Raw genomic sequence first — 24,340 nt, 5'->3', positions numbered from 1 at the left:
CAGGATTTTCAAGTTGGAGCCCGGCAGAGATGCCGGGTTTTTTCATTCAGCCTCCGTTCAGCCTCGTTTCTCTAGTTTGGTAGCATCATTCGACCGGCCAAGCCGGCGTCCAAAGGAAGTAAGGTCATGAACAAAGTCATCAAAGCCATCGTGCTTTCTGCAGCGGCCGCCGCCACGTTGATCACCGCAACCGCCGGCATTGCCGAAGCGCGTGACCGTGACGGCTACTGGGGCAACGGCCATCGCCCCTACTATCGCCGCCATCACCATAACAACGACGCCCTCGTGGGCGGTGCGCTCGGCCTTGCCACCGGCATGATCATCGGCGGCGCGATCGCTTCGCAGCCGCGCTACGAAGAGCGCCGCGTCTATGTCGAGCCGGATTACTATCCCGAGCCCGAGCGCCGCGTGATCTATCGCGAGGCCCCGAGCTACGAGCCCTGGACGCAGTCCTGGTACCGCTTCTGCTCGCAGCGTTACCGCTCGTTCGACGCGAACACCGGCACCTATGTCGGCTATGACGGCCGCGAGCATTTCTGCACTGCCGGCTGATCGGCCGCGGGCTTGAATCGAAAGGCGGGTGCCGCGCGGCACCCGCCTTTTTCATATCTACAGGGAGGTTTGCGCCCCTAAAGTCCGCGCAGGAAGGGGTTGGTGCGGCGCTCCTCGCCGATCTTGCCGCCCGGCCCGTGGCCGCAGAGGAAGCCGACTTCGTCTCCCAGCGGAAACACCTTGTCGCGGATCGATTCCAGAAGCTGCTGATGGTCGCCGCCGGGAAGGTCGGTTCGCCCGATCGAGCCGTGGAACAGCACGTCGCCGAGATGGGCGAAGCCCTGGTTGCGGTTGAAATAGATCACATGTCCCGGCGCGTGGCCTGGCGTGTGGTAGACCTCGAATTCGTGGTCGCCGAAGGAAACCCTGTCGCCGTCCTCCAGCCAGCGGTCCGGCACGACATTGCTGACTTTCATCGGCACGCCGAACATCGAGGCCTGCGCCTCCAGCCGCTGCAGCAGTTGCAGGTCGTCCTTGTGCGGGCCGATGATGTCGAGGCCGAGCGCTTCCTTCAGTTCCTTGGCGCCGCCGGCATGGTCGATATGGCCGTGCGTCAGCCAGATCGCCTTGAGGGCGATGCCGTTTTCCTCGACGGTCTTCAGGATCACCTCGACGTCGCCGCCGGGATCGACGACCACGCCTTCCTTCGTTTCGGTGTCGAAGAGGATGGTGCAGTTCTGCTGGAAGGGGGTGACGGGAATGATGCCCGCCTGAAGCCTGCCCATGGGGTCCTCGCTCGATTGCCGCTTGTGGCTTCCCTATAGCCGCAAGCGCGGGCGAAGACCAAGCCTGAACTGGGAAACCGTTCTAGCGGGCGCTCGCCATCTCCTGCGCCGGGCCGGTCGCCAGCGTTGGCGAGACGGTGGAGAAGAGCAGCATCGCCACGGCGATGTTGAAGGCGGCGTAGAGATAGACGACGGGACGGAGGCGCTTGGCGACCGGGTTCTGCGGCTTCGGGTTCGTTTGCATCGTTCTTCCTGTTGTTTCCGGCCGCTCCGGGCCCCATGCGATTTCTTTTACAACGACGCAGGAATCCGGCCTGTTCCAACGGGAACAGGCGAGGCGGGAGGCTGTTGCTTTCGCGCAACAGCGCTCACAGCGGCAGGGCGGTGGTTTCCTTCAGCGTGTCGAGCACGATGGCGGTCTTGACGTGCGAGACGGATTCGTGCGGCAGCAGCACGTCGTTGACGAAGGCGGAGAGCGCCTTGAGGTTCGGCACGACGACCTTGATGATGTAGTCCATCTCGCCGGTCAGCGAATAGGCTTCCAGCACCTCCGGCAGGTTGGAGATCAGCCGCGCGAAGCGCACCGCATTGTCGCGGTTGTGCGTGGAAAGCGTCACGGTGACGATGATGACGATGCCGAGGTCGAGCTTTTCCCGGTCGAGCTCGGCCCGATAGGCGCGGATGATGCCTTCCTCCTCCAGCCGGATGCGGCGGCGCGAGCATTGCGAGGGAGAGAGGTTGATGCGTTCCGACAATTCGTTGTTCGTCAGGCGCGCATCCTCCTGCAGATGCCCCAGCAGCTTGCGGTCGAAATCGTCCAGTTGCACGGATTGCCCTCCTGAATGAGTATCTGTGCATGAACATTGCATGGATTTGCCAAAGCGCAAGCACTATGCACGCACATTGCGCGGAAATCGCGCCATACTGTTCCTCACATCATTTTCGAGGAGGATGAACGATGGGCCCTTTCCCGCATGACGCACCGCCGGCCGAGATCACGGTGGAAAACCCGGCGGGTACGGACGGCTTCGAATTCGTCGAGTTCGCCCATCCGGAACCGGAAAAGCTGGAAGAGCTTTTCGCCCGCATGGGCTACAGCAAGGTTGCAACGCATCGCAGCAAGGCGATTTCCGTCTGGCGGCAGGGCGACATCAACTATCTCGTCAATGCCGAGCCCGGCTCGCATGCCATGAAATTCGCGGATGTGCACGGTCCCTGCGCGGCCTCCATGGCCTGGCGCGTGGTCGATGCGCGGCACGCCTTCGAACATGCGGTCTCCAAGGGCGCCACGCCCTATGAGGGGGGCGACAAGGCGCTCGACGTGCCGGCCATCGTCGGCATCGGCGGTTCGCTGCTCTATTTCATCGAGACATATGGCGCCAAGGGCTCGGCCTATGACGCGGAATTCGAATGGACCGGCGCGCGCGATCCGAAGCCCGAGGGCGTCGGCTTCTATTATCTCGACCACCTGACGCACAACGTCTATCGCGGCAACATGGACAAGTGGTGGGATTTCTACCGCGAGCTCTTCGGCTTCAGGCAGATCCATTTCTTCGACATCGACGGCCGTATCACCGGCCTCGTGTCGCGCGCCATCACCTCGCCCTGCGGCAAGATCCGCATTCCGCTGAACGAATCGAAGGACGAGACGAGCCAGATCGTCGAGTACCTGAAGAAGTACAAGGGCGAGGGCATCCAGCACATCGCCGTCGGCACGGATGCGATCTATGATGCAACCGACAGGCTGGCCGGGAACGGCCTGAAATTCATGCCCGGTCCGCCGGACAATTATTACGACCGTTCCTATGTGCGCGTCGTCGGCCATGAGGAGCCGGTCGAGCGCATGAAGAAGCACGGCATTCTCATCGACGGCGAAGGCGTCGTCGATGGCGGCATGACGAAGATCCTGCTTCAGATCTTCTCGAAGACCGTGATCGGGCCGATCTTCTTCGAGTTCATCCAGAGGAAGGGCGACGAAGGCTTCGGCGAGGGCAATTTCCGCGCGCTCTTCGAGAGCATCGAGGAAGACCAGATCCGCCGGGGCGTCATCGCAGCAGAATAACAACCGCGGCACCCAAGCCAACGCGGGGAAGGAAGGGGCGGCCGCATTGCGGCCGCCTCTTTTCGTTGGATAAAACTCCGGTGCAGGAGGCGCACGGATAAATTGACAGCGGCCAAGACTCTCCGCACGTTAGGGAAGCCGAATCTTTCGGCACCGGCGCGGGCTCCAGATCGCGGCCGGCAACGAGGCAGGTGTCCGGTCCCGGAGCACTCTTCATTCCGGGCGCACCTTTCGGAGGGGAAGTCATGGAAGCATTGATGCCCATCATCACGCAGCTCATCGCCGGCGCCGTCGGGGGCAACGCCGCGGGCGCCGCCCTGAAACAGGTGGCCGTGAGCGTGATCGTGCGAACCATCGTCGGGGCCATCGGGGGTGTCGGCGGCGGCCTTCTCCTGCAGATGGTTGGCGGTGAAGCCGGTCTTTCCGGCCTCGTTGCCAATGGCATCGGCGGTCTGGTCGGCGGCGGCGTGCTCACCGCGATCGTCGGCGCCGTGCTCGGCAAAAAGCCGGCCTGAACGAGAAAGGCGGCCCGCAAGGGCCGCCGTTTTTCTTGGGCGGACCCTTTTCCGCCCGCGCGCGCCATCCCGGCCTGCCGCCCCCCTTGCTTTTTCCCTTTCTTCTTTCAAGTTGATTGTTTTGCCGGTTACGGTCTAACCAGAGACGGCAGAAGCGTAATTTGCGCCCGGCGAGGAGAAATCCGGATATTCTTCGGCGCCGGAGCGAAATGGGGACGGCAGGCATGAAAGGAAACGACAACGTGGCTCGACAGGCGCCGGAGAAGAACGGCTTGGGCGCGCTGCACGAGGACGCTATGACCGGCGACGGCCGTATCGACTTCGAGATCATCGAAGGCCTGTTCTTCGCCTATCGCGACTTCATCTCCGATCCGGATGCCATCCTGGAGAAAAGCGGCTTCGGCCGGGCCCATCACCGCGTCGTGCACTTCGTCAACCGCGAGCCGGGCATGACGGTCGCCGACCTGCTCGACACGCTGAAGATCACCAAGCAGAGCCTTGCGCGTGTCTTGAAGCAGCTCATCGATTCCGGCTATATCCAGCAGGTGGCCGGCCCCGAGGATCGCCGCCAGCGCAAGCTCTACCCGACAAGGGCCGGAAGGGAACTCGCGCTCGCGCTCGCCGAGCCGCAATCCCGCCGCATCGCCCATGCATTCGAGGATATGAATGCAGGCGACCGCCGGGTGGTGATCCGATTCCTCACCGGCATGCAGAACGCCCGGAACGATTGAGAATTTGACCCTGGAGGTGAAGACGATGACCGCGGCCGGTACGCCCTCCGACGATGCATCCCATCTTCTCGTCGTCGACGACGACACCCGCATCCGCGAGCTTCTGAACCGTTACCTGGTGGCCGAGGGCTTTCGCGTGACGGTGGCGGGCGACGCCGACGAGGCCCGCCGCAAGCTGCGCGGCCTCGATTTCGACCTCATCATCATGGACGTGATGATGCCCGGCGAGAGCGGGCTTTCGCTGACGAAGAGCCTGCGCGAGATCCGCCCCGTGCCGATCCTGATGCTGACGGCCCTTGCCGAATCGCGGGCGCGCATCGAGGGACTGGAGGCGGGGGCGGACGACTACCTGTCAAAACCCTTCGAGCCGCGCGAACTGGTGCTGCGCATCAACAACATCCTGAAGCGCAACGCCGCACCGGCAACGCCGAAGATCGAGCAGGTCATGTTCGGTCCCTACACCTTCTCCATCGTGCGCAAGGAACTGAAGCGCGGCAGCGATCCGATCCGCCTCACCGATCGCGAGCAGGAGATCATGCTGCTCTTCTCGCTGCGCGCCGGCGAGACGATCCCGCGGCACGAATTGATCGGCGAGGAGACCGAGGTCGGCGAGCGCACCATCGACGTGCAGATCAACCGGCTGCGCCGCAAGATCGAGGAGGACCCCTCCAACCCGGTCTGGCTGCAGACGGTGCGCGGCATCGGCTACCGGCTGAGCGTGGAACAGGGCTGAGCGTGGAACGCCCGGCGGAAAGCGCGGTCCGATGACCACTTTCGAGACATTGCGGCGGGACCTCGAACGCGCGCCGCTCGCCGGCTGGCGGCGCCTCGCCCGCTGGCTGCGCCGCCGCATGCCGACGGGCCTCTACGCCCGCTCCCTCCTCATCATCATCCTGCCGATGGTGCTCTTGCAGGCGGTGGTCGCCTTCGTCTTCATGGAGCGCCACTGGCAGCTCGTCACCCAGCGCCTTTCGCAGGCGGTTACGCGCGACATCGCGGCGATCATCGATCTCATCGACACCTATCCGGAAGACCCGGCCTATGCCCAGATCATCCGCATCGCGCGCGAGCGGCTGGACCTGATCGTGTCGATCGAGCCGGGCACGGAGTTGCCGCCGCCGCGCCGCAAGCCCTTCTTCAACATTCTCGACGAGATTCTCAGCGACGAGATCGTCCGCCAGATCCGCCGGCCGTTCTGGATCGACACGGTCGGCGACAGCGGCGTCGTCGAGGTCCGCATCCTGCTCGACAAGAAGGTGCTGCGCGTCTATGCGCGGCGCAACCAGGCCTATGCGTCGAACACGCATATCTTCCTGCTCTGGATGGTCGGCTCGGCGCTGGTGCTGATCGGTATCTCCATCCTCTTCCTGCGTGGCCAGATCCGGCCGATCCTGACGTTGACGCAGGCGGCCGAGAGCTTCGGCAAGGGGCAGAAGATGCCGGAGGGTTTTGCACCGCGCGGGGCCAACGAGGTGCGCCGCGCCGGCCTTGCCTTCATCCTCATGCGCGAGCGCATCGAGCGCCAGATGGAGCAGCGCACCGCCATGCTGACCGGCGTCAGCCATGACCTGCGCACCATCCTCACCCGCTTCAAGCTGCAGCTCGCGCTTGCCGGCGACAATCCGGACCTTCAGGGCCTCCACAAGGATGTCGAGGACATGCAGAGCATGCTGGAGGGCTATCTCTCCTTCGCCCGGGGCGACGCGGAGGAGGATGTCGGCGAATTGCGGCTCTCCGACCTCTTCGAGCGGCTCGCCATGGAGGCCGAACTGCACGACCGCACCTTCAGCAGCGAGATCGACGGCGACGACGAGGTGCTGGCCCGCCCGAACGCCTTCAGCCGTCTTGTCGGCAATCTGGTGTCGAACGCCTTCCGCTATGCCGGAACGGTGCGCGTGGAGGCACGGCGCAACGCCAAATGGCTGACGATCACCGTGGACGACGACGGCCCGGGCATTCCCGAACGGTCGCGCGAGGATGTCTTCAAGCCGTTCTTCCGTCTCGACGAGGCGCGCAATCTCGACGCGTCCGGCACGGGCCTCGGCCTTGCCATCGCCCGCGACATCGCGCGCAGCCACGGCGGCGACGTCACGCTTTCCGACAGTCCGCTCGGCGGCCTGCGCGCGACGATCCGCGTTCCGGCCTGACGGAAGGCGTCAGGCTTCCACGGTGATATTTGCGCGGCGGGGGCGCAGCAATTCCGGCACGAGCTCCACCGCCAGCATGGCGGCGAAGATGATGGCGCAGCCGGCATAGCCGGCAGGGGTGATCGTCTCGCCGAGCAGCATCACGCCGAAGGCGGCGGCGAACAGGGCCTCGCTGGAAAGGAAGATGGCGGCCTGCGGGGCGGTCGTGTAGCGCTGGGCAATGTTCTGGAAGATGAAGGCCATGCCGCTGGAGAACAGGCCAGCATAGAGAATTTCCGGCAGAGCCCCCTTGATGGCGGAAAGGCTCACGGGCTCGAACAGGAAGCCCGCCGTGCAGCCGAGCACCGCGCAGACGGCGAACTGCACGAGCGAGAGCGCGAGCGGCCGGCCGGAGCGACCTGCATGAACGCCGACGCAGATCATCTGCACCGACCAGAGCACGGCGCACAGGATCGTCAGCATGTCGCCGGCCGTCAGCGCCGCGAGCGCGCCGCCGGACAGGAGAAAGATGCCGAAGGAAGCCATGAGCGCGGCGGGCCAGACGACCCAGTGCGGCCGGCGGCGCAGCGCCAGCACGGTGAGGATGGGCGTGAAGACGACATAGAGGCCGGTGAGGAAGCCGGAATTGGTGACGGTGGTGGTGAGGAGGCCGATCTGCTGCGCGGCAGCGGCGGCAAAGAGCGCGATGCCGGTCAGCACGAAGCCGGCAAGGTCGCGCCGACGAAGCGGGGTTGCCGCGCGCGCCTTTTCCCACAGCGCGAAGGGCGTGGCGACGACGGTCGCAAGGACGAAGCGCAGGCCGATGAACCAGATCGGTCCCAGCGTCTCCATCGCCGTCGACTGGGCGATGAAGCCCGCGCCCCAGATGGCGCCGGCCAGCAACAGGAGAAGGTTCGCCTGAACGCGCGTCATGTCTCTTGACCCTGTGATGGGAGATAGGCGGGCGTCAACGCGCCCGCGGCCCTGCTAGCAGGTGCCCGCCGTTCAGGCAAGGGCGGTCGAGGGGCGCCGGTCAGTCCGTGGTGGTGACGCGGGAAACGCGCAGGAGCGCGCCGTCGGCATCGTCCGTCAGCAGCAGGAGTGCGCCGTCCGGGTCGACGACGACGTCGCGGATGCGACCATATTCGCCGGCGAGCATTCGCTCCTCGGCGACGATGGCGCCGCTGTCGTCTCGCTCGAGGCGGGCGACGAGCTGGTATTTCAGCGCGGCGACGATGAGGTTGCCATCCCATTCCGGGAACATCGCGCCGCGATAGACGGCGATGGCGCCCGGCGCGATGGACGGGTCCCAGTAGTAGAGCGGCTGTTCGTAGCCCGCGGCGGACGAGCCGAGGTCGAATTCCGCGCCCGAATAGTGTCGTCCGTAGGAGACGAGCGGCCAGCCGTAGTTGCGGCCGGGCTGCGGGTTGTTGATCTCGTCCCCGCCGCGCGCGCCGTGCTCGGCGGTGAGCAGGGTGCCGTCCTTCGGATCGATGGTCAGCCCCTGCGGGTTGCGGTGGCCCTTGGACCAGATTTCCGCAAGGCCATCGGAGCTGCCGCGGAAGGGATTGCCGGCAAAGGGACTGCCATCGGGATTGATGTGCAGGATGGAGCCGGCATGGTCGCGCGGATCCTGCGCGCGGGCGCCGTCGCCCCTGTCGCCGATGCCGAAGAACAGGCTGCCGTCCCTGGCGATGGCGATGCGCGAGCCGAAATGCTCGCCGCGCCCGGTGAGGCGGTTCATCAGGAAGATGCGGGTCGTGTCCTCGAGCTTCGTGCCGTCGTCTGAAAGCCGGGCCCTCGCGACGGCGGTGCCGATGCCGCCGTTGCCGCGGGCGCTGTAGGTGAGGAAGAGGGTTCGGCTCGTCGCGAAATCGGGCGCGAGCGCGATGTCGAGCAGGCCGCCCTGGCCGTTGGTCGCCACTTCCGGCACGCCGCTGATCGGCGCGGAAATATGGCCCTTGCGGATCAGGCGGAGCGTGCCGCCCTTTTCGGAGACGATATAGGCGCCATCGGGCAGCACTTCGACGGACCAGGGATGCTTGAGGCCCGTCGCCACGGTCTCGACGGCAAGCTCGGCCTTCTTGCTGGGGAAATTGCGGGTTTCTGCGGCGGAAGGGGCAGGGGAGAATGCAAGGGCGAGGAGGAATGCCGCGGCGGTGACCGCCAAAGCGCTTTTCCGGTAGGTCTTTTCCTGTCGCATGCCCGTCTCCCATCCTTGCGCCGATAACTGGCCCAGACGCGGGCGGCTTTCAAGAGCGTTCGGGCCGGACACGGCAGGAAGACGCGAAAGCGCGCCTCACTTTTGCGTGGGGTCGACCTTTTGCGGGGAAACAGCGTCGGGCGCGGTCTTTTCGATGCTGGAAGTCTTGATCGTATCGACGGCGACGGCCGGGGGAGACATGAGGCCGACGACCATGACCACGCAGGCGGCCAGCGCCGTCATGGCGATGAGGAACATGGCGCGCGATTCCCGCACCTTTGGCGACCTGCCGATCTTGTCTTCGTCGAGAAACATCGTTTTCCCCTGTCTCGGTTTTTTCCCGTTGCAGTACGAAAAAGCCTGCGGAAATCGGCGCGACAAGGACCGAATTGCGGCAAGGCACGGCATTTATTGCGGCGAAAAGATGGCATGGTAAGAAAGGCGGATTTTCAGCATGTTCCGCCGAATAGACGGCCGCTTCGCACCGTTCTAGACACCCCTCCTGCCGAACTGGCGCTGGGAGCGTTGAAGGCGGGTTTCCGCCGGGGCGTGGGTGCCTGCCGAAGGGGCTTGCGCAGGCATCCGCGAAGGCGCTTCCCCCGTCTCGGGAAAGGTCGCGTTAAAGCTCGTCGGGGCGATCTCCGGCCGGGCCAGCAGATAGCCCTGCATCAGCGGCCCGCCCATCTCGCGGCAGAGCGCGATCATGTCGGGCTCCTCTATGCCGGCGACGATGGCGCGGATGCCGTTCTGGCCGAGCTGGCCGACGACGATGCGCAGCAGCGCGAGGCCCGCGGAGTTTTCCGCAAAGCCGTGCAGCCATGCCGTGTCGAAGGTCACGAATTGCGGGCGCAGGTGCTCCAGGCGGTCAAGGTCGCGATCCTCGCCGGCATAATCGTCGATGGCGATGGAAAAACCGCTTTCATGCAGGCGTGCGGCGAATTCCGCCAGCCCGTCGGGATCGTCCAGCGGGTTCTCGTGGATTTCGCAGGCGATGGCCTCCGGCGCCATGCCGGCCTGATGGGCCGAGAGCCGCAGCCGCTCGACCTCCTGGCGCATCGCCTGGGACGTGCCGTAGAATCCGGTCTGGAAATTGACCAGGAGCGCGACACCCTGCCGGCCGAGTGCGCCCGTATTGAGGATGTGCAGGCTGCGGCAGAGGCCATCCACCGCCGCGCACTCCTCTTCCGGCACCGTTCGGAAGAAATCCGTCGGGGCGATGGGCTCGCCCTTGATACTGGCGCGGATCAGGCCCTTGAAGGCGGCGATCTGCAGGTGCCCGTCCTGATGCTCGCAGAAGATCGGCTGGAGGGCGGATTGCAGCAGGTAGGGACCATAGATCGCGCTGAAGGCGCCGTCCGGCTGGCGGACGAGATTGGAGAAGATGCTTCTTTCGCTCATGCAGCGCACCATCCGCTGGAACGATGTGATGATGAAATAATAGGGCCGAGCCGTTAATGCCGGATTAATCTTTCGCGTAAAAATTTCCGGTGTTTCCCGAAGCCTCAACTTTCAGGTGTGACGATTGCATGACGGCGCGGCGATCCATTCGCATCGCTGATGGCGCCCATGAAATTTTGCGGTGCCGCCCGCATTTCCCGCTTTTTTCGCCCTTCGCGCTTGCAAGACCGGCCCACATTCGACATAGACCTAACCGCTATGGAGCCCGCGCTCCGGGTCCATGGCCTCAAGCCGTCTTTGAACCCGATGAGGACATCTCCATCATGGCCTTTCTTGCCGACGCTCTTTCCCGTGTGAAGCCTTCCGCCACCATCGCCGTTTCCCAGAAAGCGCGCGAGCTGAAAGCGAAGGGCCGCGATGTTATCGGGCTCGGCGCGGGCGAGCCGGACTTCGACACGCCGGACAACATCAAGCAGGCCGCCATCGAGGCGATCAACCGCGGCGAGACGAAGTACACGCCGGTTGCCGGCATTCCGGAACTGCGCGAAGCCATCGTCAAGAAGTTCAAGCGCGAGAACAACCTCGACTACACCGCCGCGCAGACCATCGTCGGCACGGGCGGAAAGCAGATTCTTTTCAACGCCTTCATGGCGACGATGAATCCGGGCGATGAAGTCGTTATCCCGACACCTTACTGGGTCTCCTACCCGGAAATGGTCTCGCTGTGCGGCGGCACGCCGGTCTTCGTCGCCACGACGCAGGAAAACAAGTTCAAGCTGAAGGCGGAAGACCTTGAAAAGGCTATCACGCCGAAGACCAAGTGGTTCATCTTCAACTCGCCGTCCAACCCCTCGGGCGCGGCCTACAGCCATGACGAGCTGAAGGCGCTGACGGACGTTCTGATGCGCCATCCGCATGTCTGGGTGCTGACCGACGACATGTACGAGCACCTGACCTATGGCGACTTCAAGTTCGCGACCCCGGTCGAGGTCGAGCCCGGCCTCTACGACCGCACGCTGACCATGAACGGCGTCTCCAAGGCCTATGCGATGACCGGCTGGCGTATCGGCTATGCGGCCGGCCCGCTCGCCCTCATCAAGGCCATGGACATGATCCAGGGCCAGCAGACGTCCGGCGCCTGCTCGATCGCCCAGTGGGCCGCCGTCGAGGCGCTGAACGGCACGCAGGATTTCATTCCCGAGAACAAGAAGATCTTCGAGGGTCGCCGCGATCTCGTCGTGTCCATGCTCAACCAGGCGACCGGCATCGAGTGCCCGTCGCCGGAAGGTGCCTTCTACGTCTATCCGTCCTGCAAGGGCCTGATCGGCAAGACCGCGCCGTCAGGCAAGGTCATCGAGACGGACGAGGACTTCGTTTCGGAACTGCTGGAAGCGGAAGGCGTCGCCGTCGTGCACGGCTCGGCCTTCGGCCTCGGCCCGAACTTCCGCATCTCCTATGCGACCTCGGAAGCCCAGCTGGAAGAAGCCTGCAAGCGCATCCAGCGCTTCTGCGCGGCCTGCAAGTAAGGCATTTCACTTCGCGAACGAGAAACCCGCCGGAGACGGCGGGTTTTTTGTTGCGCGGTGCGCCGCTCAAAGACCGATCAAGGTCAGCATGACGAAGGTGGCGAAGAGGATGAAATGCGTCATCCCCTCGATGGCGTTCGTCTCGCCGTCGTTGAGGTTGATGGCGGCGGCGATCAGCGTGATCGTCGCCATGACGGTCTGCGTCGGCGACATGGCCATGATGAAGGGCTGGCCGGTATAGAGCGCGATGGCCTCCATGACGGGCACCGTGAGGATGACCGTCGAGAGCGAGGCGCCCATGGCGATGTTGACGACCGATTGCATGCGGTTGGCGAGCGCGGCGCGCAGCGCCGTCAGGATTTCCGGCGCGGCTGAAATTGCGGCGACGACCACGGCCATCAGCGCCGGCGGCGCGCCGGAGCCCTTGAGCCCGGCGCCGAGCAGCACCGACATCACTTCCGCGAGCGCGCCGATCAGCACCACGCCGATGACGATGACGGCGATGGAGAGGCCGGCCGGCTCGTCTTCCTCCGGCTCCGTGCTCTTGTGGGCCTCCTTCCGCTCGGCGCGCGGATAGGCATAGCTGAAGAAATAGGAATGTGCGCCGACCTGCATGCGCAGGAAGAGCGCATAGAGCGCGATCATCGCGCCGATGGTGAAGGCGGAATAGAGGTGCCAGCTTTCGCGCGGCACGAATTCCGGCACGACCATGGAGATGCCCATGGCGGTCAGAATCATCACGCCGTAGGTCTTTCCCGAATCGTCGTTATAGGGCTGCTCGCCGTGGCGGATGCCGCCGAGGAGGGCGGCGAGGCCGAGGATGCCGTTGATGTCCAGCATCACCGCGGCATAGATCGTGTCGCGCACCAGCGTCGGCGAGGTCTCGCCCTGCATCATGATGGCGAGGATCACCACCTCCACCAGCACGGCCGACAGGGTGAGGATCATCGTGCCGTAGGGATCGCCGACCTTGGAGGCGAGGATTTCCGCGTGGTGGGCGATGCGGGTGGAAACGAGGACGATCGCGACGACGAGGGCGAAGGCGGCCGCCAGCACCGGCAGGCGGCCCATCTCCAGCAGGCTGTGTTCGCTCGCATAGGCGAGGATGGCGGCGGCAAGGCCGACGAACAGGAAGCGTTCCTTCAGCAGGCTGGACAGCATGGGCAGGCGGCTCCCTGTGGTTGCACCTTGCGTAGATGTAGCCGAGACCCGCAAAAAGGAAACGCCCGCGGGGAGAAAACCGCGGGCGTTTCTGCATGGTTCTTTTGGACGACGCCTTGATCAGGCGACGTTTTCGAGGGCCGGGTAGTCCGTATAGCCCCTGGCGCCGCCGCCGTAGAACGTGTCCTTGTCCGGCGGGTTCAGCACCGTGTCGTTCTTCAGCCGATCCACGAGGTCCGGGTTGGCGATGAAGAGCTTGCCGAAGGCGACGAGGTCGGCCCGGCCTTCCTCCACGGCGTCGATGGCTAGTTCCCGGTTGTAGCCGTTGTTGGCCATCCAGGCTGCCTTTCCGCCGGCCGCCTTGTAGGCCGCGCGCAGGGCTTCGTAGTCGAAGGGCCTGTCGCCCTGCTGGTGATCGCGCGGGCCGCCGGTCGCGCCTTCGATAATGTGGATATAGGCGAGGCCGTGCTTCGCAAGGCCCTCGACGACATGGGTGAAGAGCGGCTGCGGTTCCGGGTCGAAGGCGTCGTTGGCGGGCGTCACCGGCGAGATGCGGATGGCGGTGCGGCCGGCGCCGATCTCGGCGACGATGACGTCGACGACCTCGAAGAGGAAGCGGGCGCGGTTCTCGATCGAGCCGCCGTAGTCGTCCGTGCGCTTGTTGCTGCCGGAGCGCAGGAACTGGTCGATGAGATAGCCGTTGGCGGCATGGATCTCGATACCGTCGAAGCCGGCGTCGATCGCGGCGCGGGCCGTGCGGCGGTAATCCTCCACGATGCCGGCAAGCTCGGCGCGGTCGAGGGCGCGGGGCTCGGAGGTCTCGGCGAAGGCGCCGCTGCCGTCGGCATTGATGAGATAGGTCTTGGACCTGGCGATGACGGCGGAGGGGGCCACCGGCTTGCCGCCGTTCGGCTGGAGGCTCTCATGCGAGATGCGGCCGACATGCCACATCTGCACGACGATCTTGCCGCCGGCCCTGTGCACGGCGTCCGTCACCTGCCGCCAGCCGGCGAGCGCCTCCGGCGTATAGAGGCCCGGCACGTCGGCATAGCCCTGGCCCTGCTGGGTGATGGGCGTGCCCTCGGTGATGATGAGGCCGGCGGAGGCGCGCTGCTCGTAATAGGTCGCGTTCAGCGTGTTCGGCACGGCGCCCGGCGAACGGTTGCGCGTCAGCGGCGCCATGACGATGCGGTTGGCGAGCTGGATATCGCCGATCTTGATGGGGTCGAAGAGCGAGGTCATGGAAGGATCCTTCTTCTGCTGGGAGAGGTGACGTCGTCTGCGGCAAGGGCCGGCGGAAGCCGGACTGCTCAAAGGGCGCCGTTGATGTGGTGGAGAAAGGCCGCGATCTTTTCTTCGTCGCGTTTGAAGAACACCCACTGGCCGACCCTGCGCGTCGTCACGAGGCCGGCGCGCTGGAGGGTGGCGAGATGGGCGGAAACGGTGGACTGTGAAAGATCGCAGCGCTTTTCGATCTGGCCGGCGCAGACGCCGAACTCCAGCGGATGCTCCTGGCCGGCGAAATGCTGCTGCGGCTCCTTCAGCCAGGCGAGGATCTCCATCCGCTTGGGATGGGCGAGGGCCTTGAGGATTTCGTCGGTGTCGGGCGTGGTCATCTCTATCGTGATCCGGCGATGGTTGTATCGTCTTATATCGATATCGGGTTCGCCATTCGGCGATACAAGAGGCATCGGCAAAAAAAGAGGGCCACAAGCGAAGCTTGGGCCCTGCAAGTTTGAAGGTTAAAGAACCTCCAGAGGGGAACAGCCAGCGCGCGGTACTGGGAGGAGAAAGACCGCGGATGCGCCGGCTGTTCTAGATATGGGGGAGGGGCCGGCATTCTTCAAGAGAAGCGCGTGCCAAGTTTTCCGGGAAGGGTGGAAATTCCTTTCCGGCGAACGGAAGGCAAAAAAAGAGGGCCGCAAGATCAACTTGGGCCCTTTATAGTTTTGAAGGTAATAAAACCTCCAGAGGGGAACAGCTGGTGCGGTGGCACTGGGAGGAAAAAGCCACCGAAATGCATCAGCTGCGCGCCATATGCTGGTTTTTTGGGCATGCATCAATCCGTTAATGTGCATGCCAGCCATGCGCGGGGCGCAGGCCTTGCCGAAAGCCGTCCTCAGAAGTTCCAGTTGCGCGCCTTGGCGACGATGAAATCGCGGAAAACCTTGAGCTTCGCCGCGTTCTTCATCTCGCTCGGATAGCAGAAATAGGTATCGAACGAGGGAATGTCGGCGCTCACCGGCAGCTGGATCAGCCCCGGATCGCGCCCGACGATATAGTCCGGCAGCATGGCGATGCCGATGCCGAGCAGGCAGGCGCGCTTGATCGAGGTCTGGCTGTTGATCTGCAGCACGGAGGGGCGGGGATTGTCGGAATCGCGCCCGGCGATCTCCAGCCAGTTGACGTCGAGCAGGTAGCTCGGCGCGGGCTCGCCGAAGGTGATGATCTTGTGATTGTCGAGATCGTCGATCGACTGCGGCTCGCCGTAGCGGTTGATGTAGGAGGGGGCGGCGTAGAGGTGCATGTGCACCGTGAACAGCCGGCGCTGGATGAGATCCGACTGCTGCGGCTCGCGCAGGCGGATGGCGCAGTCGGCATGGCGCATGTTCACGTCCAGCTCCTCGTTGTCGAGGATGAGCTGCACCTGCATGTCCGGGTAAAGCGCGAGGAATTCCTGCACCTTGTCCGTCAGCCAGCCCTGGCCGAGGCCGACGGTGGTGGTGATGCGCAGCTTGCCGCTCGGCTTCTCGGTGTTTTCCGTGAGCTGCACGCGCACGCTTTCGAGCTTCATCAGCACGTCATGGGCGGCGCGATAGAGGATCTCGCCCTGCTCGGTGAGGATCAGGCCGCGGGCATGGCGGTGGAAGAGCTTGATGCCGACATCCTGCTCCAGCGCGCTCACCTGGCGGCTGATGGCCGATTGAGAAAGGTGCAGCTTGTCTGCGGCGTGCGTGAACGAGCCGGCCTCGGCCGCGGCGTGAAAAATCCGCAGCTTGTCCCAATCGAGCGGCATTCTATCCCCCATATGTCTGTGCGGCGGGGAGCGCATGCCTCCCGCCCGGTCGCTGATACTACTGTTCCCACGCGGGCGGTCGGATGCGAATCCGCCGCCCTTTGTTGGCGGCTTCTACTCGGCCGCAATTGCGACAGGCATATGACCTGCAAGGTATTTTTCGGTTTCGAGGGCCGCCATGCAGCCCATGCCGGCGGCCGTGACCGCCTGGCGATAGATGTCGTCCGTGACGTCGCCTGCGGCAAAAACGCCCGGCACGTCCGTCGCGGTGGAATCGGGCGCGGTCCAGAGGTAGCCGTTCGGCTTCTGGCGCAGCTTGCCCTTGAAGAGTTCCACTGCCGGCGCATGGCCGATGGCGACGAAGACGCCGTCCGTTTCCACGTCGCGCGTCTCGCCGGTCTTCACGTTGCGCAGCTTCACGCCGTTGACGGAGGCCGGCATCGGCGGCTTGGGCTCTGCGCCGAGATATTCGACGACCTCGTGGTCCCAGACGACCTTGACGTTCTCCTTGGCGAACAGGCGCTCCTGCAGGATCTTTTCCGAGCGGAACGAATCGCGGCGGTGCACGACCGTCACGGTTTTCGCGAGATTGGCGAGGTAGAGCGCTTCCTCCACGGCCGAATTGCCGCCGCCGACCACGATGACGTCCTTGCCGCGGTAGAAGAAGCCGTCGCAGGTGGCGCAGGCCGAAACGCCGAAGCCCATGAACTTGTGCTCGGTGTCGATGTCGAGCCACTTGGCCTTGGCGCCGGTGGCGATGATGAGCGCGTCGGCGGTCCATTCGGTTCCGCTGTCGGTGGAGATGCGGAAGGGACGCACGTCGAGGTCGACATTGGTGACGAGGTCGTTGACGATCTCGGCGCCGACATGTTCCGCCTGCTTGAGCATCTGCTCCATCATCCAGGGACCCTGCACCGGATCGGCATAGCCCGGATAGTTTTCCACATCCGTGGTGATCATGAGCTGGCCACCCTGTTCCATGCCGGCGATCAGCACCGGCTCCAGCATGGCGCGGGCGGTGTAGATGGCGGCGGTGTAGCCGGCGGGGCCGGAGCCGATGATCAGCACCTTGACGTGACGGGCGGAAGCAGGGCGGGCGGACATGGTCGTTCCTTCCGGGGCCATCGCCCCAATCGGCCCTGCGCGCGGTCTCGCGCATGGCAGGGCCAGCGTGTCTGTGTTCGATCCTCATTTATGAGGGGAGTCGACCGAGTTTCAAGAGCGCGCGGCGGTTTGCCAACAGACAAGCAAAGCCCCGTGACATATTTGTGCCGCTTGGGGTAACAATGTTGCGCCGATGCGACGATTCGGGTTACTTCCGGTCGCCATTCCGAAAGGTTTCAAAAGCTCCCATGTTTCGTGCCGAACTCGACGCCATCGACATCCGCATCCTGAAGGAACTGCAGGCCGATGGCCGGATGACCAATGTGGAGCTGGCCGCCCGGGCCGGCATTTCCGCCCCGCCCTGCCTTCGCCGCGTGCGCAAGCTGGAGGAGGCGGGCATCATCGAGGGCTACACGGCGATGTTGAACGCTCCCGCCCTCGGCTACGACCTCGTCGCCTTCTGCATGGTCGGCCTCAAGCACCAGTCGGAAGCCAACCTCAAGGCGTTTGCCGCCGCGACCGGCGAATGGCCGATGGTTCGCCAGGCCTGGATGGTCTCCGGCGACAGCGACTTCCTCCTCCACTGCGTCGCCGAAAACCTCACCCGCTTCCAGGACTTCGTCATAGAGGAGCTCACCGCCAATCAGCAGGTAGACACGGTGCGGACGATGCTGACGATCCGGCAGGTCAAGAAGGTGGGGCTGGTGGAGCTTTGAGGGGCTGAAAGGCCTTCGGCCTACTCAGCCAGCCCGACGCTTTCCCAGGTGACGGCGGTGTTCCTGCCGATCGCTCGCGCGGCCTTCCGGCCGAGGACGCGGTCAAGGTGCTTCGGCGCCAGGCCGAAGCCCGGACGAACGCTGCGGACGGCGTCTTCCGTGATCGTCTCGCCGGCGGCGATGTCCTTGACGAAGTAGAGCGAGCGCCGGAACTTGACGTTGCCCTGTTCGCTCGACTTGCGGGCATAGTTCACGGCGCCGAGTGCGCTCCATGCCGTCTTGCAGCCATGCACGAGAGCGGCCATTTCCGCCGGCTCCAGCGAGAAGCTGTCGTCCGGGCCGCCGCCCGAGCGATCCAGGGTGAAGTGCTTCTCGACGATGGAGGCACCCATGGCGATGGCGGCAATGGCAGTGACATTGTCGAGCGTATGGTCAGACAGGCCGGTGACGGCGCCGTAGCGGTCGATCATGTCGGTGATCGTGCGCAGGTTGTAGTCTTCGGCCGGAGCGGGATAGCCGCTCACGCAGTGCAGGACGGCAATCTCCTTCGCACCGCCGTCACGGGCGGCCTGCAGCGCCTCGCCGATCTCCTCCGCGTCGGCCATGCCGGTCGAGATGATCAGCGGCTTGCCCGTCGATGCCGCGTAACGAATAAGCGGCAGGTCCACCGCCTCGAAGGACGCGATCTTGTAGGCCGGCGCGCCGAGGTCTTCGAGAAGATCGATGGCCGTGTTGTCGAAGGGAGACGAGAAGATGGTGATCCCGAGGGCGCGCGCGCGCTCGAAGAGCGGCTTGTGCCATTCCCACGGCGTATGTGCTTCTTCATATAGCTTATAGAGAGTTTTCCCGTCCCAAAGCCCACCGCGGATTTGAAAATCTTCATCATCACAGTTGAGAGTAATCGTATCCGGTCTGTAGGTTTGAAGCTTTACGGCATCAGCTCCCGCTTTCTTGGCCTGCGCTATAATGCCAAGGGCGGTTTCCAGTTTGCCGTTATGGTTCGCCGAAAGCTCGGCAATGATGTACGGGGAGAAATCCTGCCCGATTTTCCGACCTTCGATGACTATGTTCTTCGACATATTGAAGCTGGTCCAGTTGTTCAGCGTTATTTTCTTGAATCGCCCTAATTCATAGTTGAACAGGGATTTTCTCGTAAACCTGTCCGTTGTAAAATGGATGGCTCAGTGAGAGACGATCAATAATTTCTCCGGTATCACCGCTGGTTACTCCGTCAAAGGTTTTTTTAAAGGCGATAAGTGAGAGATTTTCAGCTTCAATCGCTGTCGATTTTGCGTTGCTTTCAGAGCCTACGACCTGAATAGAGTAGTCATTTCCATAGATAAATCTGAATATTTGTTGAGTCCTCGCGACGTGGTAATCACTTGTTATGATGAGTAGATTTTTCCACTGGTGAGGGATTGCGAAATTGATCTTCGTGAATACGGCATCTCCTACGGTGTCCCGTGAAGATCTTTCAATAAGTATGTCGTTCTTGGGGACGCCATGATGCGACTCTAGATGGGAGGCGAACGCATCGGCAATGCAAAGAGTGCTATCGTCCCGGTATGCCCATCCACAGGTTACGATAAGAGGGGCCTGTCCTGTGGTGTAGATTTTAGCGGCGCACGCGGCCCGTGCGGCTGATTCTGCGTTCAGATTGCCCTCGGCGTCCATGAGATTCGCCAGAACGATTGCTGCATCTAAGCTCATTTTGCCTTTTCCGCGACTTGCGCTTAAAGCGATGGGGATCTCTATCTTTGTGGCCTTCAGTTAACGAATCAGGAACGGCAGTGTCAAATAGTCAGGTGAGGCTCGTTCAATCAGTGGCGAAGCCGCGTGCGAAGGTTCTTTTTCTCGGTTATTCCGAGGCAGAGACGAAGCTTATCGCGGCGCTATCCAGCGTTGGATGCGAAGTATGGCATTCCAAGGAGAAGCTGACTTCTATAGGTTCCTATGATTTGATTGTGAGCTTTGGATATCAGCATATCATTTCAAAAGGCATCATCGCCAGCGTAGGTGCTCCTATAGTCAATTTGCACATTTCTTATCTTCCCTGGAATCGCGGGGCTCATCCAAATTTCTGGTCCTTTTTCGATGAAACTCCCAATGGGGTGACGATCCATTTGATCGATGAGGGGTTGGATACGGGACCTATACTTTATCAACGGAAGATTGTTTTTTCCTCTGAGGAGGAGACTTTCTTTTCTACTTATGGAAAGCTGATAGGTGAGATTGAAGATTTATTCATATCGCATATAGACAGTATAATTAAGAAAGATTTTATTCCGCTTCCTCAGGAAGGGAAGGGAAGCTATCATCGTTCCTCTGATCTTCCGAGAGAATTTTTAGGCTGGCATAGTAATATAAAATTGGAGATCGATAGGCTGAGAAAAATTCCCCGGATGAAGTAGCTTATTATCCTTTAAGCTTTTCTCTTCTCTATAAGGGAAAGCATCAGTTCCGCTTGCTCCCAATCTTCCGGCGTATCGATATCTTGGACGCGAAACCGTGGCATTAGATGTACGCGCGAATTCGAACTGAAAATCGGCTTTCCTGTCAGCCAAGCCTCTTTTCTTCCCCAATAGAACTGTCCGGCATCGTGATATGCTTGTTCTAAGTCTTGTGATCGCGTTGTCATATGCTCTGGTTGAAACATGCTAACTTCCCCATTCTGGCCAAGGCGAATAGCGCGTTGTATGGGGAACGGAAAATCGGTGGCTGCAAAGACATAGTCAGCGCCGCTTCGAACCGCCAAGCCACATGCCTCGATTAAGTCCTGCGAGCGCATGAATGGAGCGGTTGCATAAATGCAGCAGGCGTCTTCGATCCGGGGGGTATCGTTCAGCAGGAATTTCAAGGCGTGCGCGACGACTGGGACAGTCGGGGTGTAGTCGTCGCTCAATTCGGCCGGTCGCAGGAAGGGAACCTCTGCCCCTTCGGCCCGCGCCACTCCCGCAATTTCCTCGTCGTCCGTCGAAACGACGATCCTGTCGAAACACCCGCTTTCCTGCGCCGTGCGGATTGACCGGGCAATCATCGGAATACCTGCGAAAGGCTTTATGTTCTTGCGCGGGATGCGCTTCGAGCCGCCTCGCGCCGGGATGATCGCGATCTTCATGCCGCAAGCGTGTCCTTCAGGGCGTCGACGACGCGCCGCTGATCGTCTTCCGAAAGCGTCGGGAACATCGGGAGGCTGATTGCCGAGGCATAGTAGGCTTCGGAGGCGGGGAAATCGCCCGGTGCAAAGCCGAACTTGCTGTAGTAGGGCTGGGTGTGAACCGGAATGTAATGCAGGTTGACGCCGACGCCGCGCGCGCGCAGGCCTTCGAAAACGGCGCGGTGCCCCGGACGCTCCAGGGCTTCGGGTGCAAGGCGGATCACATAGAGGTGGAGGGCGGAGCGGCCGTCGGGATGGCGCAGCGGGGTAAGGACCGGCAGGCCCGCCAGCAAAGCGTCGTAGCGGTCGGCAATGGCATGGCGACGGGTGACATAGTCGTCCACCCGGGCCATCTGGCTGACGCCGAGGGCGGCCTGGAGGTCGGTGATCCGGTAATTGTAGCCGAGCTCGACCTGCTGGTAGTACCAGGGACCGTCGGGGGCGTGGGTCATCAGCCGCGGGTCGCGCGTGATGCCGTGCGATCGGAAGAGCCGCAGGCGTTCGGCAAGCTTCCCGTCATTCGTCATCGCGGCGCCGCCTTCCGCGGTGGTGACGATCTTGACGGGATGGAAGCTGAAGACGGTGATGTCGGAATGGGCGCAATTGCCGATCGGCGCGCCGAGATAATGCCCGCCGATCGCGTGGGACGCATCCTCGATGACCCGAACGCCGTATTTGCGGGCGAGGGCCGCGATGCCGGCCATGTCGCAGGACTGGCCGGTCATGTGCACCGGCACGATGACCTTGGGAAGACGGCCGGCCGCCTGCGCGGCTTCAAGCTTCGTCTCGAGCGCGCGCGGGCACATGTTGAAGGTCGCGGGGTCGATATCGACGAAATCGACATCCGCGCCGCAATAGAGCGCGCAGTTGGCCGAAGCCACGAAGGTGATCGGCGAGGTCCAGAGCAGATCGCCGGGGCCGAGCTCCAAGGCAAGACAGGCGATATGCAGGGCGGAGGTGGCGGAATTGACGGCCACGCCGAAGGCGGCGCCGCAATAGTCCGTCAGTGCCGTCTCGAACCGTTCGACCGCCGGGCCCTGCGTGAGGAAATCCGACTGGAGGGTTTCGATGACCGCGTCTATGTCGGCCTGCGATATGTCCTGGCGGCCGTAGGGTATCATCAGATCGCCCCGATCTTGGCCTGGTTGTCGCGGATCCACGCCTGAAGGGCCTCGATGCTCATCCATTCCCTGTTGTTGTCGGAGGTGTAGCTGAAGCCTTCGGGAACGCGCACGCCGTCCTTGATGCGCTCGCCGGTCGTGTGCCAGTTGTGGATTGCCGGCAGGATCTTGAAGTGCTCGGGATATTCGTAGGTGTAGTAGGCGTCTTCCTCGCTGATCATCTGCTCGTGCAGCTTTTCACCGGGACGGATGCCGACAATCTTGTGGCTGGCTTCGGGCGCGACTGCGCGGGCAAGATCCGAGACCTTCATCGACGGGATCTTCTTGACGTAGATTTCGCCGCCGGCCATGTCGTCGAAGGCGTGCCACACCAGTTCGACGCCCTGCTCCAGGCTGATCATGAAGCGGGTCATGCGATCGTCGGTGATCGGCAGTTCGCCCTTGTCGCGGATCGACAGGAAGAACGGGATCACCGAGCCGCGCGACCCCATGACATTGCCGTAGCGCACGACCGCGAAGCGCGTGTCATGGCCGCCGGCATAGGAATTACCGGCGACGAAGAGCTTGTCGGATGCAAGCTTGGTGGCGCCGTAGAGATTGACCGGGCTCGACGCCTTGTCGGTGGAAAGGGCGACCACGCGGCGGATCTTCCGGTCGATGCAGGCGTCGATCAGGTTCATCGCGCCGTTGATGTTCGTCTTGACGCATTCGAACGGGTTGTACTCGGCGGTCGGCACGATCTTGGTGGCAGCTGCGTGAACGACGAACTCGATGCCGTCCAGCGCCCGGTACAGCCGCTCCTTGTCCCGCACGTCGCCGATGAAGAAGCGCACGCGCGGATCGTTCTGGAACTTCTTGGCCATGTCCCACTGCTTCATCTCATCGCGGGAGTAGATGACGATACGCTTAGGATTGTACTTGGCGAGGGTCATCGGGACGAAGGCGTTTCCGAAGGAACCCGTGCCACCCGTTACGAGAATGGATTTGCCTTCAAGCATGATTACGCACCTGTCTTGGCCCTGCGGGCATTGTTCGATGGGTTTTCTATTGAGGTTTCATGACCGCAAGGTCAAGAACCTGTTTTGCCCAAGGCCGGAGAACGAAGTCCATTCAGCGGGCAACAGGCAACTCGGCCAGCATGAAATGCTCGATGGCCTCCGCGGCGTTCACCAAATTCGCATCGAGTTTGCCGAACTGTGTCAGAATCGCGTTGTCGGGGATATCCGATGTGCGATCGAGCGCTGCAATGAAGGCTTCCGCATCCTCGATGCCGGCGATCTGAGGAAGGTGGCTGAAGAGCGGTGTCTCCTCGGCGAAGACTGCCGCAGGTTTTCCTCGATACAGGCAATCCAGCACGGTGGTGGAAACCGGCGATATCATGCCGTCGACCACATCCAGTGCATCATGGATGGTGAAGCCTTTCATCGCGCCTTGATACTGATGAGAAAACAGGATGTTGGCGTGCTTTTTTCGTAGCTTCTGATCGTGCGAGCGGTGATTTCGGCGTACTTTTCCGCGGTGCGAACGAATGATGATTCCGAGATCAGGATGGCGGCTTAGAAGAGTGTCGATCATGTCGTAGAAATGATCGATATGATCCTTGTTGAAGCGGCCTAAACCCCAACGGAATGACTGGCACACCAGAAGACGCTTGTCGAAACGCCTCATCCATTCCGTAAGTTCGGTGGAAAAGGCTTTCTGCGGAAGGATGTGCTGTTTCGTGAAGCCGACAGGAACGACACGTTCGGCGGTTGCGTCCTCGAACAGTTGCCGGTTCTCTCCCAAGGTCTCCCAGAACAGGAGCAGGTCGGAGTAGTAGCGCATGGGCTCTGCTGTCCAGCGCGCATTGATGCCACGCTGATACGCGCCGTGCTGAAGAAAGATCGAGGGCTTGTTTACGCGCACGACATGCTTGCTGCGAAGCTTGCGCGTCGTCGTGTCCCAGAAGGGGTCGGCGATTCCCAATACTGCGTCGGCATTGCGCATCGGTTCGCCAAAGAGGAACTTCATGCGCAGCTTGGACGCAGCCACGGGATGATGCCCGTACTGGCGAAAGGTCGCTTCCAGCCGGGGTTCCTTGCGCAAGAGCTTGCTATAAATGATGGTCTGTACATCGATCTTGCCGCGCGCGGCGAGCACGGCAAGAACTGGATACAAACTTTCAAAATCGGGCATTCCATTGATATAGGTAAGCAGCACGGGCTTGCGCGCCATTCGGAATGTCTCC

Annotated in this window: 27 protein-coding genes; 9 read left to right on the top strand and 18 right to left on the bottom strand. The window is 62.5% G+C overall.

All coding sequences use genetic code 11. The features are described from left to right. Positions 1 to 126 precede the first annotated feature (126 nt). A complete protein-coding gene (locus ACZ48C_RS10545) occupies positions 127 to 552 on the top strand; it encodes a BA14K family protein (protein WP_119257031.1) in 426 nt (141 codons plus the stop codon). Between the two features lie 77 nt (positions 553 to 629). On the opposite strand, the gene ACZ48C_RS10540 is transcribed toward ACZ48C_RS10545, so the two are convergent. From ACZ48C_RS10540 to ACZ48C_RS10530, 3 genes are all read right to left on the bottom strand, one after another. After that, entirely contained in the window at positions 630 to 1,277 is a 648-nt protein-coding gene (locus tag ACZ48C_RS10540) for an MBL fold metallo-hydrolase (protein ID WP_464781072.1), read from the bottom strand. A gap of 82 nt (positions 1,278 to 1,359) precedes the next feature. Then, complete coding sequence (locus tag ACZ48C_RS10535) at positions 1,360 to 1,521, bottom strand: hypothetical protein (protein ID WP_313193463.1); 162 nt, start codon at positions 1,519 to 1,521, stop codon at positions 1,360 to 1,362. Between the two features lie 124 nt (positions 1,522 to 1,645). Next, positions 1,646 to 2,146 (bottom strand): Lrp/AsnC family transcriptional regulator, encoded by a 501-nt coding sequence (locus ACZ48C_RS10530; RefSeq protein ID WP_464781071.1) that lies wholly within the window; start codon positions 2,144 to 2,146, stop codon positions 1,646 to 1,648. Between the two features lie 89 nt (positions 2,147 to 2,235). Between ACZ48C_RS10530 and hppD the strand changes: the two genes are divergently transcribed. The 5 genes from hppD to ACZ48C_RS10505 all read left to right on the top strand — a co-directional run bounded on the left by hppD (position 2,236) and on the right by ACZ48C_RS10505 (position 6,732). Next, positions 2,236 to 3,339: a 4-hydroxyphenylpyruvate dioxygenase gene (gene hppD, locus ACZ48C_RS10525; protein WP_464781070.1), complete on the top strand. Its 1,104-nt coding sequence runs from the start codon at positions 2,236 to 2,238 to the stop codon at positions 3,337 to 3,339. A 245-nt stretch (positions 3,340 to 3,584) separates the two neighbouring features. Continuing rightward, positions 3,585 to 3,854, top strand: coding sequence for a hypothetical protein (locus ACZ48C_RS10520; protein ID WP_119257034.1), 270 nt, complete (start codon positions 3,585 to 3,587; stop codon positions 3,852 to 3,854). Between the two features lie 296 nt (positions 3,855 to 4,150). Then, the gene (locus ACZ48C_RS10515; protein ID WP_119257179.1) at positions 4,151 to 4,585 is read left to right on the top strand and encodes a MarR family winged helix-turn-helix transcriptional regulator; all 435 of its coding nucleotides are present in this window, start codon (positions 4,151 to 4,153) and stop codon (positions 4,583 to 4,585) included. A 25-nt stretch (positions 4,586 to 4,610) separates the two neighbouring features. Beyond that, a complete protein-coding gene (locus ACZ48C_RS10510) occupies positions 4,611 to 5,318 on the top strand; it encodes a response regulator (RefSeq protein WP_119257180.1) in 708 nt (235 codons plus the stop codon). 31 nt (positions 5,319 to 5,349) lie between these two features. Further along, the gene (locus ACZ48C_RS10505) at positions 5,350 to 6,732 is read left to right on the top strand and encodes an ATP-binding protein (protein ID WP_464781069.1); all 1,383 of its coding nucleotides are present in this window, start codon (positions 5,350 to 5,352) and stop codon (positions 6,730 to 6,732) included. A gap of 9 nt (positions 6,733 to 6,741) precedes the next feature. Here ACZ48C_RS10505 and ACZ48C_RS10500 read toward each other — a convergent pair whose 3' ends face one another. The 4 genes from ACZ48C_RS10500 to ACZ48C_RS10485 all read right to left on the bottom strand — a co-directional run bounded on the left by ACZ48C_RS10500 (position 6,742) and on the right by ACZ48C_RS10485 (position 10,312). Further along, positions 6,742 to 7,644 carry a DMT family transporter gene (locus tag ACZ48C_RS10500; RefSeq protein WP_464781068.1) on the bottom strand — a complete coding sequence of 301 codons (903 nt, stop codon included), beginning with the start codon at positions 7,642 to 7,644 and terminating at the stop codon, positions 6,742 to 6,744. A 100-nt stretch (positions 7,645 to 7,744) separates the two neighbouring features. Further along, positions 7,745 to 8,914, bottom strand: a complete 1,170-nt coding sequence (locus ACZ48C_RS10495) for a PQQ-dependent sugar dehydrogenase (protein ID WP_464781067.1) — start codon at positions 8,912 to 8,914, stop codon at positions 7,745 to 7,747. 96 nt (positions 8,915 to 9,010) lie between these two features. Beyond that, positions 9,011 to 9,229, bottom strand: a complete 219-nt coding sequence (locus ACZ48C_RS10490) for a hypothetical protein (RefSeq protein WP_119257038.1) — start codon at positions 9,227 to 9,229, stop codon at positions 9,011 to 9,013. A 174-nt stretch (positions 9,230 to 9,403) separates the two neighbouring features. Continuing rightward, the gene (locus ACZ48C_RS10485; protein WP_464781066.1) at positions 9,404 to 10,312 is read right to left on the bottom strand and encodes an EAL domain-containing protein; all 909 of its coding nucleotides are present in this window, start codon (positions 10,310 to 10,312) and stop codon (positions 9,404 to 9,406) included. Positions 10,313 to 10,635: 323 nt separating this feature from the next. On the opposite strand from ACZ48C_RS10485, the gene ACZ48C_RS10480 reads away from it, so the two are divergent. Next, the gene (locus ACZ48C_RS10480) at positions 10,636 to 11,838 is read left to right on the top strand and encodes a pyridoxal phosphate-dependent aminotransferase (protein WP_119257040.1); all 1,203 of its coding nucleotides are present in this window, start codon (positions 10,636 to 10,638) and stop codon (positions 11,836 to 11,838) included. Between the two features lie 66 nt (positions 11,839 to 11,904). Here the strand turns inward: ACZ48C_RS10480 and ACZ48C_RS10475 are convergent, their stop codons facing one another. From ACZ48C_RS10475 to trxB, 5 genes are all read right to left on the bottom strand, one after another. Next, positions 11,905 to 12,999, bottom strand: a complete 1,095-nt coding sequence (locus ACZ48C_RS10475) for a calcium:cation antiporter (RefSeq protein ID WP_119257041.1) — start codon at positions 12,997 to 12,999, stop codon at positions 11,905 to 11,907. 120 nt (positions 13,000 to 13,119) lie between these two features. Further along, positions 13,120 to 14,241, bottom strand: a complete 1,122-nt coding sequence (locus ACZ48C_RS10470; protein ID WP_464781065.1) for an alkene reductase — start codon at positions 14,239 to 14,241, stop codon at positions 13,120 to 13,122. Between the two features lie 68 nt (positions 14,242 to 14,309). Continuing rightward, complete coding sequence (locus ACZ48C_RS10465; RefSeq protein WP_464781064.1) at positions 14,310 to 14,615, bottom strand: ArsR/SmtB family transcription factor; 306 nt, start codon at positions 14,613 to 14,615, stop codon at positions 14,310 to 14,312. Positions 14,616 to 15,118: 503 nt separating this feature from the next. Continuing rightward, the gene (locus ACZ48C_RS10460; protein WP_119257044.1) at positions 15,119 to 16,015 is read right to left on the bottom strand and encodes a LysR family transcriptional regulator VtlR; all 897 of its coding nucleotides are present in this window, start codon (positions 16,013 to 16,015) and stop codon (positions 15,119 to 15,121) included. Between the two features lie 114 nt (positions 16,016 to 16,129). Further along, positions 16,130 to 17,119 (bottom strand): thioredoxin-disulfide reductase, encoded by a 990-nt coding sequence (gene trxB, locus ACZ48C_RS10455; protein ID WP_464781063.1) that lies wholly within the window; start codon positions 17,117 to 17,119, stop codon positions 16,130 to 16,132. A 248-nt stretch (positions 17,120 to 17,367) separates the two neighbouring features. Between trxB and ACZ48C_RS10450 the strand changes: the two genes are divergently transcribed. After that, complete coding sequence (locus tag ACZ48C_RS10450) at positions 17,368 to 17,835, top strand: Lrp/AsnC family transcriptional regulator (protein ID WP_119257046.1); 468 nt, start codon at positions 17,368 to 17,370, stop codon at positions 17,833 to 17,835. A 20-nt stretch (positions 17,836 to 17,855) separates the two neighbouring features. Here ACZ48C_RS10450 and pseI read toward each other — a convergent pair whose 3' ends face one another. After that, positions 17,856 to 18,914, bottom strand: a complete 1,059-nt coding sequence (pseI, locus tag ACZ48C_RS10445; RefSeq protein WP_464781062.1) for a pseudaminic acid synthase — start codon at positions 18,912 to 18,914, stop codon at positions 17,856 to 17,858. Positions 18,915 to 18,963: 49 nt separating this feature from the next. Next, the gene (locus ACZ48C_RS10440; protein ID WP_464781061.1) at positions 18,964 to 19,545 is read right to left on the bottom strand and encodes a YdcF family protein; all 582 of its coding nucleotides are present in this window, start codon (positions 19,543 to 19,545) and stop codon (positions 18,964 to 18,966) included. 80 nt (positions 19,546 to 19,625) lie between these two features. Here ACZ48C_RS10440 and ACZ48C_RS10435 point away from each other — a divergent pair, with 80 nt between their 5' ends. Beyond that, complete coding sequence (locus tag ACZ48C_RS10435; protein ID WP_464781060.1) at positions 19,626 to 20,246, top strand: formyltransferase family protein; 621 nt, start codon at positions 19,626 to 19,628, stop codon at positions 20,244 to 20,246. A gap of 11 nt (positions 20,247 to 20,257) precedes the next feature. Here ACZ48C_RS10435 and pseF read toward each other — a convergent pair whose 3' ends face one another. From pseF to ACZ48C_RS10415, 4 genes are all read right to left on the bottom strand, one after another. Then, positions 20,258 to 20,953: a pseudaminic acid cytidylyltransferase gene (pseF, locus tag ACZ48C_RS10430; RefSeq protein WP_464781059.1), complete on the bottom strand. Its 696-nt coding sequence runs from the start codon at positions 20,951 to 20,953 to the stop codon at positions 20,258 to 20,260. Further along, positions 20,950 to 22,113, bottom strand: coding sequence for a UDP-4-amino-4,6-dideoxy-N-acetyl-beta-L-altrosamine transaminase (pseC, locus tag ACZ48C_RS10425; RefSeq protein WP_464781058.1), 1,164 nt, complete (start codon positions 22,111 to 22,113; stop codon positions 20,950 to 20,952). Before pseC ends, pseF begins: the two co-directional genes overlap by 4 nt. After that, a complete protein-coding gene (gene pseB / locus ACZ48C_RS10420) occupies positions 22,113 to 23,111 on the bottom strand; it encodes a UDP-N-acetylglucosamine 4,6-dehydratase (inverting) (protein ID WP_464781057.1) in 999 nt (332 codons plus the stop codon). The genes pseC and pseB overlap by 1 nt, the downstream gene beginning before the upstream one ends. Before the next feature lie 112 nt (positions 23,112 to 23,223). Beyond that, positions 23,224 to 24,327, bottom strand: a complete 1,104-nt coding sequence (locus ACZ48C_RS10415; protein ID WP_424548826.1) for a glycosyltransferase family protein — start codon at positions 24,325 to 24,327, stop codon at positions 23,224 to 23,226. Between the last annotated feature and the right edge of the window lie 13 nt (positions 24,328 to 24,340).

Source organism: Shinella sp. 1A1 (genome assembly GCF_055379515.1).
The sequence above is the reverse complement of the archived record's forward strand: the minus strand, read 5'-3'. Positions and strand labels throughout refer to the sequence as shown.

What these genes read in the sequence shown, in the direction of transcription:
- trxB (WP_464781063.1), bottom strand. Translation starts at nt 17,119, where the DNA reads ATGTCCGCCCGCCCTGCTTCCGCCCGTCACGTCAAGGTGCTGATCATC.
- ACZ48C_RS10515 (WP_119257179.1), top strand. Translation starts at nt 4,151, where the DNA reads ATGACCGGCGACGGCCGTATCGACTTCGAGATCATCGAAGGCCTGTTC.
- hppD (WP_464781070.1), top strand. Translation starts at nt 2,236, where the DNA reads ATGGGCCCTTTCCCGCATGACGCACCGCCGGCCGAGATCACGGTGGAA.
- ACZ48C_RS10505 (WP_464781069.1), top strand. Translation starts at nt 5,350, where the DNA reads ATGACCACTTTCGAGACATTGCGGCGGGACCTCGAACGCGCGCCGCTC.
- ACZ48C_RS10480 (WP_119257040.1), top strand. Translation starts at nt 10,636, where the DNA reads ATGGCCTTTCTTGCCGACGCTCTTTCCCGTGTGAAGCCTTCCGCCACC.
- pseI (WP_464781062.1), bottom strand. Translation starts at nt 18,914, where the DNA reads ATGTCGAAGAACATAGTCATCGAAGGTCGGAAAATCGGGCAGGATTTC.
- ACZ48C_RS10475 (WP_119257041.1), bottom strand. Translation starts at nt 12,999, where the DNA reads ATGCTGTCCAGCCTGCTGAAGGAACGCTTCCTGTTCGTCGGCCTTGCC.
- ACZ48C_RS10500 (WP_464781068.1), bottom strand. Translation starts at nt 7,644, where the DNA reads ATGACGCGCGTTCAGGCGAACCTTCTCCTGTTGCTGGCCGGCGCCATC.
- ACZ48C_RS10485 (WP_464781066.1), bottom strand. Translation starts at nt 10,312, where the DNA reads ATGAGCGAAAGAAGCATCTTCTCCAATCTCGTCCGCCAGCCGGACGGC.
- ACZ48C_RS10520 (WP_119257034.1), top strand. Translation starts at nt 3,585, where the DNA reads ATGGAAGCATTGATGCCCATCATCACGCAGCTCATCGCCGGCGCCGTC.
- ACZ48C_RS10460 (WP_119257044.1), bottom strand. Translation starts at nt 16,015, where the DNA reads ATGCCGCTCGATTGGGACAAGCTGCGGATTTTTCACGCCGCGGCCGAG.
- pseC (WP_464781058.1), bottom strand. Translation starts at nt 22,113, where the DNA reads ATGATACCCTACGGCCGCCAGGACATATCGCAGGCCGACATAGACGCG.
- ACZ48C_RS10470 (WP_464781065.1), bottom strand. Translation starts at nt 14,241, where the DNA reads ATGACCTCGCTCTTCGACCCCATCAAGATCGGCGATATCCAGCTCGCC.
- ACZ48C_RS10510 (WP_119257180.1), top strand. Translation starts at nt 4,611, where the DNA reads ATGACCGCGGCCGGTACGCCCTCCGACGATGCATCCCATCTTCTCGTC.
- ACZ48C_RS10490 (WP_119257038.1), bottom strand. Translation starts at nt 9,229, where the DNA reads ATGTTTCTCGACGAAGACAAGATCGGCAGGTCGCCAAAGGTGCGGGAA.
- ACZ48C_RS10540 (WP_464781072.1), bottom strand. Translation starts at nt 1,277, where the DNA reads ATGGGCAGGCTTCAGGCGGGCATCATTCCCGTCACCCCCTTCCAGCAG.
- ACZ48C_RS10530 (WP_464781071.1), bottom strand. Translation starts at nt 2,146, where the DNA reads ATGCAATGTTCATGCACAGATACTCATTCAGGAGGGCAATCCGTGCAA.
- ACZ48C_RS10440 (WP_464781061.1), bottom strand. Translation starts at nt 19,545, where the DNA reads ATGAGCTTAGATGCAGCAATCGTTCTGGCGAATCTCATGGACGCCGAG.
- ACZ48C_RS10450 (WP_119257046.1), top strand. Translation starts at nt 17,368, where the DNA reads ATGTTTCGTGCCGAACTCGACGCCATCGACATCCGCATCCTGAAGGAA.
- pseB (WP_464781057.1), bottom strand. Translation starts at nt 23,111, where the DNA reads ATGCTTGAAGGCAAATCCATTCTCGTAACGGGTGGCACGGGTTCCTTC.
- ACZ48C_RS10535 (WP_313193463.1), bottom strand. Translation starts at nt 1,521, where the DNA reads ATGCAAACGAACCCGAAGCCGCAGAACCCGGTCGCCAAGCGCCTCCGT.
- pseF (WP_464781059.1), bottom strand. Translation starts at nt 20,953, where the DNA reads ATGAAGATCGCGATCATCCCGGCGCGAGGCGGCTCGAAGCGCATCCCG.
- ACZ48C_RS10465 (WP_464781064.1), bottom strand. Translation starts at nt 14,615, where the DNA reads ATGACCACGCCCGACACCGACGAAATCCTCAAGGCCCTCGCCCATCCC.
- ACZ48C_RS10495 (WP_464781067.1), bottom strand. Translation starts at nt 8,914, where the DNA reads ATGCGACAGGAAAAGACCTACCGGAAAAGCGCTTTGGCGGTCACCGCC.
- ACZ48C_RS10545 (WP_119257031.1), top strand. Translation starts at nt 127, where the DNA reads ATGAACAAAGTCATCAAAGCCATCGTGCTTTCTGCAGCGGCCGCCGCC.
- ACZ48C_RS10415 (WP_424548826.1), bottom strand. Translation starts at nt 24,327, where the DNA reads ATGGCGCGCAAGCCCGTGCTGCTTACCTATATCAATGGAATGCCCGAT.